We start from the raw sequence: 13,345 nt of genomic DNA on the forward strand, positions 1-13,345 counted from the left end.
ACCTGTCTGTACGTCTGACGCCAGTTAAGGTTGCCCTTGTCACCAAGATGATGGCGTAACTCGCGTCACACTCACCGCTCCTCCACGTTAACCACCCGTTCTGGCGACGCGCTGACGTCACGCTTGTGTGGTCCGTGTATGCCGGACGAGTGGCTCTCAGCTTCGGTGAAATACGGTCATTCCGTGCCCCGAATCCCGCTCCCTCGTACACGCGGCGCCCGATTCACCGCGCTAGGTGCGGTCGTGGTGGTCCTGGCCGCCGCGGCCGTCGTGTGGACGAACAGCGAACCCGCTCCGTCCGCAGTGAAAACCCAGGAAGCGATCCTCGACATGCCCGAAGTACCAGGCTCGTCGGAGATCGTCAAAATCGACACGACGCTGTACGTCCCCGAGCGGACCCCGGCGCCTGCCGTCCTGCTCGCCCACGGGTTCGGAGGGGACAAGAACAGTGTCGCCACCGAAGCCCGCGAACTCGCCGACAAGGGGTTCGTCGTGCTCGCCTGGTCTGCCCGCGGTTTCGGCCGCAGCACCGGCAAGATCGCGCTGAACGACCCCGCCCGGGAAGTCGCCGACGCCCGGAAGCTGATCGACACCCTGGCCTCGCGGCCCGAGGTGCTCAGCGAGAACGGCGACCCGAAGGTGGCCGTGTCCGGTGCCTCCTACGGCGGCGCGCTCTCGCTGCTGCTCGCCGGGACCGACAAGCGCGTCGACGCCATCGCCCCGGTGATCACCTACAACGACCTCGCGCAAGGCCTCTTCCCGAACGCCGCCTCGGCCGCGCCTTCAGGTGCCACCACGCCGGCGGCCGGCGCGTTCACCGCGGACGGCGTCTTCAAGCGGTCGTGGGCAGGCATCTTCTTCTCGGCGGGATCCGGTGCGGCGCAGGGCGGCTCTCCGTCCAGCGACGCCCCCGAAGCCGGTGACGAGACCAGCGAATCCGGTGCGTCACAAGGCGCGGCCGCGGCCGGTGCCGCGGCGCAGTCCCTTCCGCTCGGCGGTCCGAACGGGCAGGGGCCGACACCCGGCCCGGCCGATCCTTGTGGACGGTTCACCGCCGACGTCTGCCAGGCCTACACGGAACTCGCGACCACCGGGAAGGCGAGCCGGCGGACGGTGGACCTGCTCCACCGCGTCTCCCCCGCGTCCGTGACGGACAAGATCACCGTGCCGACCCTGCTGGTGCAGGGCGAAAGCGACACCCTGTTCGGTTTGGACCAGTCCGACGCGACCGCGAGGCAGGTCGCCGCGGCGGGCGGCAAGGTCCGCACGATCTGGTACACCGGTGGCCACGACGGCGGGAAGCCAGGGCAGAAGCTGCGGGCGCAGATCGCGGACTTCCTCAAGTTCTCCCTCACCGGACAGGGCACCGATCCCGGCACGGGGTTCAGTTACGACATCCAAGGCACGTTGCGCGCCAATGGCGCCCCCTCGGTCCGGACCGTCACCGCACCGGCGTACCCGGGTGCCACCGGGGACGCCACCGAACGACGTCAGTTCACGCTGGCAGGCCCGGCCCAGCCGGTCGTCCGCCCCGCCGGTGGTAATCCCGCCGCAGTCAGCGGGATCCCCGGGCTGAACGGCGCGGTGGCCGGATCCTCCCGGCTGTCCGGACTGTTCAGTGTGGACCCTCCCGGTCAGGCCGCGCAGTTCGCGACCGGGCCACTCGACGCGCAGACGGTCGTGGCCGGCTCGTCCACGGTCCGCCTGCAGGTCTCGGCGGATCCGTCCACGACCGCGGCGCAACGGGAAGCCGTCCTGTTCGCGAAGCTCTACGACGTCAACTCCGAGGGCGTCCGCGCGCTTCCCGCCAACGCGGTCGCGCCGTTCCGCGTCTCCGGTCTGCCCGCGGACGGCAGCCCGGTCGAGGTGACGGTGACCCTGCCGGGAATCGTGCGGCCGCTGGACGCCGGGCACTCGCTCCGGCTGGTCGTCGGCACCACGGATCAGGCGTTCGCGACGCCGGTGGAGCCCGCGGTGTTCCGCGTCGGGCTGGCAGGCGGCGGGCAGCTCGGCGTCCCGGTCGTCCACGGCACCTCGGTCGGGGTGGGAGCGCCCATCGCGCAACTGCTCGGGATCGCAGGCACCCTGCTCGCGGGCATCGCGATCACGGTGATCGCCGCGTTCCGCCGCCGCCGCGCGCACGACGTCGACGAGAGCCTGGCGAAGACACCGCTGGTGATCGAAGGCCTGCACAAGGCCTACGCGGGTGGTTTCGTCGCGGTGAAGGACCTGTCGTTCCGCGTCGAGCCCGGCCAGGTACTCGGCCTGCTCGGGCCGAACGGCGCGGGCAAGACGACGACTCTGCGCATGCTGATGGGGCTCATCACGCCGACCGCCGGGCACATCCGGGTCTTCGGGCATCTGATCGCGCCCGGCGCGCCGGTGCTGTCCCGGATCGGGTCCTTTGTGGAGGGTTCGGGCTTCCTGCCGCATCTGTCCGGCAAGGAAAACCTGGAGCTGTACTGGGCGAGCACGGGCCGCCCGAAGGAGCGGGCGCATTTCGCGGAGGCGCTGGAGATCGCCGGGCTCGGTGACGCGGTGAACCGGCGGGTGCGCACCTACAGCCAGGGTATGCGGCAGCGGCTCGCGATCGCACAGGCGATGCTCGGCCTGCCGGAGCTCATGGTGCTCGACGAACCGACCAACGGGCTCGACCCGCCCCAGATCCACCAGATGCGCGAGGTGCTCCAGCGCTACGCGGCGACAGGACGCACCGTGGTGGTGTCGAGCCATCTGCTGGCCGAGGTCGAGCAGACCTGTACGCATGTGGTCGTGATGCACCGCGGCATGCTGGTCGCCTCGGGCGAGGTCGGTGAACTGGCCGCGTCCAGCGGCGAGGCGACGTTCCGGGTCGACAAGCCCGCCGAAGCAGCCGAAGCGCTGCGCAAGGTCGGCGGTGTTTCCGGCGTCGACGTCGAAGGAGAACTGGTCCACGCGGACCTCGACGGACTCGCTCGCGCCGAGGCGGTCGCCGCCCTCGTACGGGCCGGGGTCGCGGTCGAGCAGGCCGGGCCGAGGCGCCGTCTGGAAGACGCGTTCCTGCAGCTGGTCGGAGAGGACCCGAAGGGTGAGTAAAACCAATGGTTCCGGCCCGGGAACCCGGGCGGATCACGGCGTGCACACCGACCCGGCCGCCCTGCTGGAGCTGACCGAGGTCGCTTCGCACGAACGGACCGAAGTCGGCCCGGACGGTGCCGTCGCCGGCTACCGCGCCGACCGGACACTGCGGCTCGGCGTCGAACTGAAGCGGCAGCTCAAGCGACGGCGGACCCAGCTCATGCTGGGCTTCGTCGCGCTATTGCCGTTCATCCTGGTGATCGCGTTCGAAATCGGGCAGGCCAACCCGAACCGTCGCAGCGGCGGCTTCGTCGACCTGGCCACGGCGAGCGCGCCGAACTTCGTGGTACTCGCGCTGTTCGTCTCCGGGACGTTCCTGTTGCCGATGATCGTGGCGTTGTTCTACGGCGACACGATCGCGAGCGAGGCGTCGTGGTCGAGCCTGAAATACCTGCTCGCGATGCCGGTCCCCCGGCACCGCGTGCTGCGGCAGAAGGCGATCGTCTCTGGCATCCTGTCCGCGGTCGCGCTGATCCTGTTGCCGCTGGTGTCGCTCGTGGTCGGCGTCATTTTCTACGGCGCGGGCGATGCGATCAGCCCCACCGGCGACGCGGTGTCGTTCGGCGACAGCCTCATCGCGATCGGGCTGGCGACGATCTACATCATCCTGCAGCTGGCGTGGGTGGCCGGTCTGGCGATGCTGCTTTCGGTCGCCACCGACGCCCCGCTGGGTGCCGTGGGCGGGGCGGTGATCGTCGCGATTGTTTCGCAGATCCTCGACCAGATCACCGCGCTGGAAGGGCTGCGGGACTACCTGCCGACGCATTTCGCGTTCTCGTGGATGGATCTGATCTCGACCGATATCGACTGGACCAACATGGCCAACGGCCTGTTGTCCGCGGCACTGTACGGCACGGTGTTCTTCCTTCTGGCAGGTCGCCGGTTCGCGACGAAGGACATCACCAGCTGAGAGCGTTTCCGTACTCGAAAACCACCGGGGTCCACCGGGAAGACGAAATTCTCTTCCCTGGTGGGCCCCGGTTTTCACTGGCCGTGGCGACCTTCACCCATTAGCGGTTGGACCCGGGTATTCATGCGCATGCGACCATCGATTTTCCGATCATCGACTCATCGGGTGAAAAGTTACCGTTCATCTTCGACGGGGCCTGAGAAATCCTTATCTTCAGGGAAAGGTGCCGACGCGAGAAGAAAGCGGGGACGTCACCATGACCCAGTCGATAGAGACCACCGCCCAAGAATTCTCCCTTGATTGGACCATGAGTTCCGGCAAGGGCGGGCGAGTCGGGTTCGCCGTCTCGGGCCAGGTGACACTTCTCGACAACAAGCGGTTCTACAAGATCGACGGGGTCCTCTACATCTCCGAGGGCGGCACCTACTGCCGCGACATCGGCAACCCGTACCTGTTCGTCCGGCGCAACGGCGTCGAGGAGAGCGGCAGGCAGTGGGGCTGGGAAACAATCTGCAACCGCAAATCCAGCAACCGGCTCTGCGCGATGGACGCGTACTTCGTGCGCACCGGCTACTGGGCGCCCGCCGACCGGGCCATCCAGCTGAGCATCGGCGCCGAGACCGGCTGGAACCGCAAACGGTCCTTCAGCCCGACGATCACCGTGCGCCTGTCGGACTGAGCGGTCCACTGTAGATCTTCACCGGCTCGGGTACGGTCGGCCCATGGCCACTTCTTCGATCCGCGTGGACGACGAAGACGGGATCGCCGTCGTCACCCTGCGGCATGGCAAGGCGAACACCCTCGACACGGAGTTCTGCCTGGAACTGAGCCTCCGGCTCGAAGACGTCCAGCTCAGCGGGGCTCGCGGCGTCGTCCTGACCGGCACCGGCGGCATCTTCTCGGCGGGTGTCGACCTGCGGCGGGTGCACGACGGCGGCGCGGACTACATCGAAGAGTTCCTGCCCGCGCTGTCCGACGCGTTCCTCTCGGTGTTCGGCTTCCCCGGCCCGGTGGTCGCGGCACTCAACGGGCACGCGATCGCAGGCGGCGCCGTGCTCGCAGCCGCCTGCGATTTCCGCGTCCTGGCCGAGGGCCCGAGCCGGATCGGGATCACCGAACTCCTCGTCGGCGTCCCGTTCCCGTTGGCGGCGCTGGAGATCCTGCGTTCCGGATTCGGCGCCGACGTCCTCGCCGAACTCGCGTTCCTCGGCGAGACCCACTTGCCGGAAGACGCGTTGCGACACGGCTTGGTGAACGAGGTGACCGCGCCGGAGAACGTCCTGCCCCGCGCCGTGGCACTGGCGAAGAAGCTCGCCGAAATCCCCGCGGCGGCGTACGCGCATACGAAAGCGCAGCTGCACCGGCCGTTCCACGAGCGGATCGCCGAACACCGCACCGGAGACGACGCCCACGTTCTCGAACTGTGGAGCTCCCCCGAGGCGCTCGCGGCCATCAAGGCCTACGTCGAACGGGTGCTGTCCCGGTGATCGGGACGGACTCCGGATAGCCGATTGCCCCCCGGCGGCGACTCTGTGAGTATCCGACCGCCGAACAGGTCGGCGACGGGGAGGGCACGGATGCGGAAGTTCACTGCCGCGTGGTCGATTCTGGCGGTCACGGTTCTCACGTTGATCGGGTTGACCCCGGTCGCGCAGGCGGCACCCGAGGACATCAAGGACGCGCTCGGCCGGATTCCCGGCCTGACCGTCGTCTCGGAAAACCCGGCGCCTGCCGGCTACCGGTTCTTCAAGCTCACGTTCACCCAGCCGGTCGATCACCGCAAACCGTCCGCCGGCACCTTCCAGCAACGATTCACCTTGCTGCACAAGGAGTTCCGCGCGCCGACGGTGTCGTTCACGAGCGGGTACAACGTGTCGGAAGCGGCCAACCGTTCCGAACCGACGCAGATCGTCGACGGCAACCAGCTGTCGATGGAGTACCGCTTCTTCACCCCGTCGCGGCCCGAGAAACCGGACTGGGGCAAGCAGCTGACCATCTGGCAGGCCGCCGCCGACCAGCACCGCGCCGTCGAGGCGTTCAAGCGGATCTATCCTGGCAAGTGGCTCGCCACCGGCGGCAGCAAGGGCGGTATGACGGCGACCTACTTCCGTAGGTTCTTCCCGAACGACGTCGACGCGACAATCCCCTACGTCGCGCCCAACGACGTCATCAACTCGCACGACCGCTACAACCGGTTCCTCGCTGACGTCGGCACCGATCCGGCGTGCCGCTCGGCACTGAAGGCGATCCAGCGCGACGTGCTGACGCGGCGCTCCGAGTTCGCCGCGCTCGCCGCCGCCGACGCGGCGAAGAACGGCTACACGTTCTCGATCGTCGGCTCGGCCGACGTGTCACTTGAGCTCTCCGTGATCGACTCGTACTTCGCCTTCTGGCAGTACCAGAAGCAGGCGGACTGCACGACGGTCCCGAAGGCCGGTGCCCCGGCGGCCCAGGTCTACGCCTGGTTCGAACGCGTCGAGACGCTCAACACGTACTCCGACCAGAACCTCAGTATCTATGTCCCGTACTACTTCCAGGCCTCGTACCAGCTCGGCGCCCCGGAATCCTACGAAAGCTACCTTCGGGACCTCCTGCGCTACCCGGGCCGAAACACGTCGCGGTCGTTCGTGCCGAAGTCCGTCGACATCCCGCGGTTCGACCACCTTGCCATGCCGGACATCGACTTCTGGGTGAAGACACAAGGGAAGCGGCTGCTGTACGTCTACGGCGAAAACGACCCGTGGAGCGCCGAACCGTTCGAATTCGGCTTCGGCACGAAGGACTCGTACCGCTACACCGTGCCCGGCGGAAACCACGGCTCCCGGATCGCGCAGCTCCCGGCGGCCCAGGCCGCCGAAGCGACGAACACCGTACGGCGCTGGGCCGGTCTGCCCCCGGTTTCGCCAGGCGTGACCACACACTCGGTCCCGGCCGGGTTCCCCGACTTCGACGCGGACCTGACCCTGCTGAACCGCCCGCGCCTCTGAAACCCCGCGTCTATTGAGGGATAAGACAAACGTGGCGTGACGGATTCGGCGGCGGGAGCGGACTCTTCAGGGGCCCGACATCGCACCCGCGTGCTCAGAGACGAAACTCGCGTGCTTAAAGCCAGAACTCGCGTGCTCAGAAACGTAACTCGCGTGCTTAAAGCCGTAACTCGCGTGCTTGGAGACGGAACTCGCGTGCTCAGACTCCGCACACCGAGTTCGGCGTCCAGCACGTGAGATCCCTCTTCAAGCAGGCGAGTTACGCCTTCAAGCACGCGAGTTGCGTGCTCAAGCACGCGAGTTACGTGCTCAAGCACGCGAGTTACGTCCTTGAGCACGCGAGTCACGCCTTCGCTCCGGCTGCCAACCCCGCGAACAAGTCGGTCACAGCGAGCCCAGGCACCACGCCACGTTTGCCTTACCCCTCAATAGTCCTCTGGTTGCGGTCGTTGCACACGCAAGGACCGCAACCAGAGGACTAATCGCGGCTACTTGATGCCGGCGGCGTCCATGCCGCGCAGCTCCTTCTTCAGGTCCGAGACCTCGTCACGCAGCCGGGCGGCCAGCTCGAACTGCAGGTCGCGTGCCGCCTGCATCATCTGGTCGGTCATCTGCTGGATGAGATCCGCCAGCTGGGCGCGCGGCATACCGGAGACGTCCTTGTCGACGAGCATCCCGGAGCTGCGCACCCGGTCGCCCTGCTCGGGCTTCTTGCCGCGTGAGGAGTTCCGGCCCGAACCGCCGACGGCGACGGTCTCCTCCGAGTCCTCGGCCTCGCTGTAGACGCGGTCCAGGATGTCGGCGATCTTCTTCCGCAGCGGCTGTGGGTCGACGCCGCGCTCCTCGTTGTAGGCGACCTGCTTCTCGCGACGGCGATCGGTCTCGTCGATGGCGTGCCGCATCGAGTCGGTGATCTTGTCCGCGTACATATGCACTTCGCCCGACACGTTTCGCGCCGCGCGGCCGATCGTCTGGATCAGTGAGGTACCGCTGCGGAGGAAGCCTTCCTTGTCCGCGTCGAGGATCGCGACCAGCGACACCTCGGGCAGGTCGAGACCCTCGCGCAGCAGGTTGATGCCGACCAGCACGTCGTAATCACCCGCGCGCAGCTGCCGCAGCAGCTCGATCCGGCGCAGCGTGTCGACCTCCGAGTGCAGGTACCGCACCCGGATCCCGAGCTCCAGCAGGTAGTCGGTGAGATCCTCGGACATCTTCTTGGTCAGCGTGGTGACCAGGACGCGTTCGTCCTTCTCGGCCCGCTCGCGGATCTCGTGCACCAGGTCGTCGATCTGGCCCTCGGTCGGCTTCACGACCACCTTCGGGTCGACCAGGCCGGTCGGCCGGATCACCTGCTCGACGAACTCGCCGCCTGCCTGGCCCATCTCGTACGGCCCCGGCGTCGCCGACAGGTACACCGTCTGCCCGATGCGGTCCGAGAACTCCTCCCAGGTCAGCGGCCGGTTGTCGACCGCGCTGGGCAGCCGGAAGCCGAATTCGACCAGGTTCCGCTTCCGCGACATGTCGCCTTCGTACATGCCGCCGATCTGCGGGACGGTCTGGTGTGACTCGTCGATGACCAGCAGGAAGTCGTCCGGGAAGTAGTCGATCAGCGTGGCGGGGGCTGTCCCGGCCCCTCGGCCGTCGATATGCCGCGAATAGTTCTCGATGCCGGAGCAGAACCCGACCTGGCGCATCATCTCGATGTCGTACGCGGTGCGCATCCGCAGCCGCTGCGCCTCGAGCAGCTTGCCCTGCTTCTCCAGCTCGGCCAGCCGCTGCTCCAGCTCGGCCTCGATGCCGTGGATGGCCTTCTCCATCCGCTCCGGGCCCGCGACGTAGTGCGTGGCCGGGAAGATGCGGACCTCGTCGACCTCTTTCACGATGTCGCCGGTGAGCGGGTGCAGGTAGTACAGCTTCTCGATCTCGTCGCCGAAGAACTCGACGCGGATCGCCAGCTCCTCGTACGCCGGGATGATCTCGACCGTGTCGCCGCGGGCGCGGAAAGTGCCGCGGGCGAAGGCGATGTCGTTGCGGGTGTACTGCACGTCCACCAGCGCGCGAAGGAAGACGTCCCGGTCGAGCTGCTCGCCGACCTTCAGCATCGAAGACCGGTCCAGGTACGACTGCGGCGTACCGAGGCCGTAGATGCACGAGACACTCGCGACCACGATGACGTCGCGCCGGGACAGCAGGTTCATCGTCGCCGAGTGCCGCAGCCGCTCGACGTCGTCGTTGATCGACGAGTCCTTCTCGATGTAGGTGTCCGTCTGCGCGATGTACGCCTCGGGCTGGTAGTAGTCGTAGTAACTGACGAAGTACTCGACGGCGTTGTTCGGGAACAGTTCCCTCAGCTCGTTCGCCAGCTGCGCGGCGAGCGTCTTGTTCGGCGCCATCACCAGCGTCGGCCGCTGGACGCGCTCGATCAGCCAGGCCGTCGTCGCCGATTTACCGGTACCGGTGGCGCCCAGGAGCACGACGTTCTTCTCGCCCGCGTTGACGCGGCGTTCGAGTTCGTCGATGGCCGCCGGCTGGTCACCGGCGGGCTGGTAATCGCTGACCACCTCGAACCGGCCGCCTGTCCGGGGGATGTCGGTGACAGGGCGGTGGTCCGACTGGGCGAGCACGGGGTGTTCGGATGCGAAAGCCACGGGAACCAGAGTAGGCGCTGGGTCCGACAGTTTCCGGTCCGCCTGGTCAGCGCGTTACGAACAGTCACAGCAGGAACAGCAGTCACAACAACCACAGTCGCAGTCACAGCAATCACAGTCGCAGTCACAACTGCCGTGCGGCTTCCCGCTCCAAGGGCCGGGGAACGGGTCTCGGCAGCAGAACTGGCACGAACAGCACATGTAGGTGGCGACCGCACAACCGAAGAAGAAGTTGCGAGGTTCGGGAGGGACCCGGAACTTCGGTACCCAGCAGCCGCCGCCCTGACCGTCGGTCGGAGCGCCGCCGTGCTTCCCCTTCTTCTTCGGCGGCTCCTGCGGCGGGCCTCCGCCACCGGGAGCACCCTGCGGCGGCACCGGCCCGGGAGGCGGCGCCTGATAGCCGCCCTGTGGGTAGGCCTGGGGCGGGTAGGGCTGGTGGGGATGCTGTTGCGGCTGAGGTCCGGGCCCGATCCAGCCCGGCGGCGGCTGCTGAGGGCCGTGACCGTGACCGAAGGCACGCCGCACCGCCTGGCGCAGTTCGTGCACCAACAGGGCGTGCACCAGCTTGGGCTGGTCGAACCGCACCTCGCGCAGTGCCAGTTCGACGCCGAGCACGGCGTCGTCGCACAGCCGTCGCGCCTCGGCGAGCCCGGTGCCGGTGGCTGTCAGCGGGTTCCAGGCTCCGGCGGCCTCGTCCTCGGCGAGGTCTTCGACGGCGTCGAGCAGATGCGCGGCCCGGCCGAACAAGCGCCCGGCTTCGGCCAGCGGAGCGGCGTTCTCGGGGCGCCCGGCCAGCAGAGCCGTATGCGCGAACGCGGCCGACGTCGCCAGCTCGGCGGGTTCGGTGGCGAGTACGGCCGAATCACCCAGACGGACGGCCCGTTCGATTTCGCCCTGCCGGTCGACGGCCTCGGTCAGGACAGCGGTGTCGAAGCCGATCCGCGTACCGGTCCGGCTCCCCTGCTCCGCCCATCGGGTGGCCATCCGCCTCGCGGCCACGGCGACGGAACGCCGCGCGAAGGCACCGTCGCGGTCGTCGACGTGGTCGCTGATCTTGGCGGAAGCCAGCACCAGGGACACCGCCGCCGCGAGCTGGGCACCGCCGCCCCGCGCGACCGAAGTCCCCTTCATCGCCCGGAGCGGGCACGGTCCGGCGTCTCGCCGTCCCTCGGCTCGCGGTGACTGCGCTTCGACGAGCGCCGAGATGATCAAGCCGTCATAGTTCGTCACCATTCGGGCGAGATGTCCGTGTTCGTCGCGCAGCGCAAGGCAAAGGCCGCAAAGATGGGCCATCCAGTCCGCGTGCAGACCGTCGGAAAGCCGATGACGGCACGGCCTGATGATCCCGAACATTTGGTCTCCCCGTTCACCCGGATGGCAGAACCAGCGCACCCTATCCGGCCACGCCGCGTTACCCCGGCGGAACACCGAAACCGTGATCGTCCACCCGGTTGGGCGGTGTTCGCGGGCGCCGGAGCCTTCCAAGATGGGCGCATGACCGCGCTGCACCCGCCCAAGGTCGAGTACTTCGATCCGGCCGCGAAGACCAACACCGACCCCAAGGGCGTCGTGAGGGACGTCGAGGAATACCGCGAAGAACCGTTCGGTCTCTACATGGCGCGGCCCGCTCCCGGGCGCGCGCAGTTCCGCTATCTCGAATCGTGGCTGCTGCCGGACCTCGGGCTGCGGATCACCGATTTCTGGTTCAACGCCGGCTACGAGCGCGATCAGGACTTCTACCTCGACGTCGTCGACATCCGCCGCGAAGACGGCGTCTGGGTCGCCACCGACCTCTACCTCGATCTCGTGCTGCGGGACAAGAAATCCGTCCAGGTGATCGACATCGACGAACTCCTCGCCGCCGTCACTTCCGGGCTGCTCTCCCCCGCCGACGGCGAACGCGCGCTCGGCATCAGCCATACGACCGTGGACGGGCTGGCCACGCACGGCCACGACCTGCGCGGCTGGCTGTCCACAAAGGACATCGCACTCGGCTGGCGACGGCACTGACTCCCCTCGGGGTCCATCGATCGGTTGACCCCTGTCTCATCCCCTTGGACGAAAATCTCCGACCGACCGAAGGATCCACCGCGACCGGTATCGCGGGACTCTTGATCACGAGCGAAATCGATCGAGAGGGGGCGGATACCCGTGGTCATCGAGGCCGAGGGAGTCCGGGAACGGGAGAGGGAGCGAGCGGAGGTCCCGCCGTTCGCCAGGACGCCGGTACTGGCGATCGCCGGGGCGATGGGGGCGGTGCTGGCCGCGACCGCCGGACGCTACGGCTATTTCGGCGACGAACTGTACTTTCTCGCGGCTGGTCGGCATCTGGACTGGGGGTATGCCGACCAGCCGCCGATGGTGCCGCTGCTGGCGCGCCTGATGGACGCGTTCGGCGCCGATTCGCCGTTCGTCCTGCGAATTCCGGCGATGCTGGCGGTGGTCGCCAGTGTCGTACTGACGGCGTTGATCGCCAGGGAACTGGGTGGCGGCCGCAAAGCCCAGCTGATCGCGGCGTCGACCTTCGCGGTGTCCATCCAGATGCTCGGCGGCGGGCACTACCTGGCGACCAGCACCCTCGACCCGTTCCTGTGGACGCTGCTGATCTGGCTGCTCACCCGCTGGGTGCGGACCCGCGCGGACGGCCTCTTGCTCTGGGGCGGCGTGGTGACCGGGCTCGCGCTGAACACGAAATTCCTCATCGGGGCGTTCTGGGTCGTCGCGCTGGCCGCTGTGGTCGCCTTCGGGCCCCGCGACCTGCTCCGCCGTCCCGCACTCTGGTTCGGCGCGGTGATCGCCGCCGTGCTGGTCGCGCCCACCCTCGTCTGGCAGGCCGCGAACGGCTGGCCGCAGCTCACCATGGGCGCGGCGATCTCCGAGGAGGTCTCCGCGGGCTGGGGCGGCCGGGCCTCGTTCGTCCCGACGCTGGTGATCAGCGCGGGTGTCCCGATCGGCATGATCCTCGTCGGTTACGGGCTGTGGCGGCTGCTTCGGTCCGGACGGCTGCGGCCGTACCGGTTCCTCGGCTGGACGGCGCTCGGGGTGCTCGCCGTCTTCCTGCTGGCGAACGGGCGCTACTACTACGCGGCGGGGATGTTCGCGCCGCTGTTCGCCGCGGCCGCCGTCGAGATCGAAGCGGGCCAAGCCTCGAAGTGGTGGCGGTGGATCGCCACCTGGCCGGTCTTCCTCCTGGCCGCGGTGATCGCGATCCCGCAGGCATTGCCGATCCTCCCGCGGTCGTCCTTGGCGAGTGCGCCGGACTGGGCGCGGCCGATCTTCGCCGCCGAGGAGATCGGCTGGCCGGAGATCACGGAGTCGGTGGCGCGGGCCTACCGCGGCGTCCCCGATCCGGACGGTACGGGCATCATCGCGGCGAAGTACTGGCAGGCGAGCGCGATCGACCACTATGGACCGGCGCTGGGACTACCGTCGCCGTCGAGCCCCAATCGCGGTTACGTGACGTTCCCGAGGCCGCCGGAATCGGCGCGGGACATCCTGTTCGTCGGGAACGACGCTTCGGTGCTTGTGCCGTATTTCACGCGTGTGCGCGAGGTCGGCACGCTCGACAACCGGGCCGGGATCACGAACGTGAGTCAAGGTATGAAAATCTGGCTGGCCACCGGCCGGACCGGCAGTTGGGACACGGTATGGCCGCGACTCACGGACTGGGGCTTCTGAGCCTC

Annotated in this window: 9 protein-coding genes; 7 read left to right on the forward strand and 2 right to left on the reverse strand. The window is 68.0% G+C overall.

Annotated features, from left to right (window positions below):
* Positions 1–165: 165 nt before the first annotated feature.
* The 5 genes from AB0M65_RS01815 (at position 166) to AB0M65_RS01835 (ending at position 7,014) form a co-directional block, all read left to right on the forward strand.
* A complete protein-coding gene (locus AB0M65_RS01815; RefSeq protein ID WP_364020036.1) occupies positions 166–3,075 on the forward strand; it encodes an alpha/beta fold hydrolase in 2,910 nt (969 codons plus the stop codon).
* On the forward strand, positions 3,068–4,027 hold the full coding sequence (locus AB0M65_RS01820) for an ABC transporter permease (RefSeq protein WP_364019855.1): 960 nt from the start codon (positions 3,068–3,070) through the stop codon (positions 4,025–4,027). The genes AB0M65_RS01815 and AB0M65_RS01820 overlap by 8 nt, the downstream gene beginning before the upstream one ends.
* Before the next feature lie 256 nt (positions 4,028–4,283).
* The gene (locus tag AB0M65_RS01825; RefSeq protein ID WP_364019859.1) at positions 4,284–4,706 is read left to right on the forward strand and encodes a hypothetical protein; all 423 of its coding nucleotides are present in this window, start codon (positions 4,284–4,286) and stop codon (positions 4,704–4,706) included.
* Between the two features lie 43 nt (positions 4,707–4,749).
* Entirely contained in the window at positions 4,750–5,514 is a 765-nt protein-coding gene (locus AB0M65_RS01830; RefSeq protein WP_364019862.1) for an enoyl-CoA hydratase/isomerase family protein, read from the forward strand.
* Between the two features lie 90 nt (positions 5,515–5,604).
* Positions 5,605–7,014 carry a S28 family serine protease gene (locus AB0M65_RS01835; RefSeq protein ID WP_364019865.1) on the forward strand — a complete coding sequence of 470 codons (1,410 nt, stop codon included), beginning with the start codon at positions 5,605–5,607 and terminating at the stop codon, positions 7,012–7,014.
* A 488-nt stretch (positions 7,015–7,502) separates the two neighbouring features.
* On the opposite strand, the gene uvrB is transcribed toward AB0M65_RS01835, so the two are convergent.
* Together uvrB and AB0M65_RS01845 are read right to left on the reverse strand one after the other, a co-directional pair.
* Positions 7,503–9,662, reverse strand: coding sequence for an excinuclease ABC subunit UvrB (gene uvrB / locus AB0M65_RS01840; protein WP_364019868.1), 2,160 nt, complete (start codon positions 9,660–9,662; stop codon positions 7,503–7,505).
* A gap of 54 nt (positions 9,663–9,716) precedes the next feature.
* Positions 9,717–11,015 carry a DUF5685 family protein gene (locus AB0M65_RS01845; protein WP_364019871.1) on the reverse strand — a complete coding sequence of 433 codons (1,299 nt, stop codon included), beginning with the start codon at positions 11,013–11,015 and terminating at the stop codon, positions 9,717–9,719.
* 141 nt (positions 11,016–11,156) lie between these two features.
* Between AB0M65_RS01845 and AB0M65_RS01850 the strand changes: the two genes are divergently transcribed.
* Both AB0M65_RS01850 and AB0M65_RS01855 read left to right on the forward strand, forming a co-directional pair.
* The gene (locus tag AB0M65_RS01850; protein WP_364019874.1) at positions 11,157–11,672 is read left to right on the forward strand and encodes a DUF402 domain-containing protein; all 516 of its coding nucleotides are present in this window, start codon (positions 11,157–11,159) and stop codon (positions 11,670–11,672) included.
* 141 nt (positions 11,673–11,813) lie between these two features.
* Positions 11,814–13,340: a glycosyltransferase family 39 protein gene (locus AB0M65_RS01855; protein WP_364019877.1), complete on the forward strand. Its 1,527-nt coding sequence runs from the start codon at positions 11,814–11,816 to the stop codon at positions 13,338–13,340.
* Positions 13,341–13,345 lie beyond the last annotated feature (5 nt).

The organism is Amycolatopsis sp. NPDC051071 (assembly GCF_040682875.1).
Taxonomy (GTDB): domain Bacteria; phylum Actinomycetota; class Actinomycetes; order Mycobacteriales; family Pseudonocardiaceae; genus Amycolatopsis.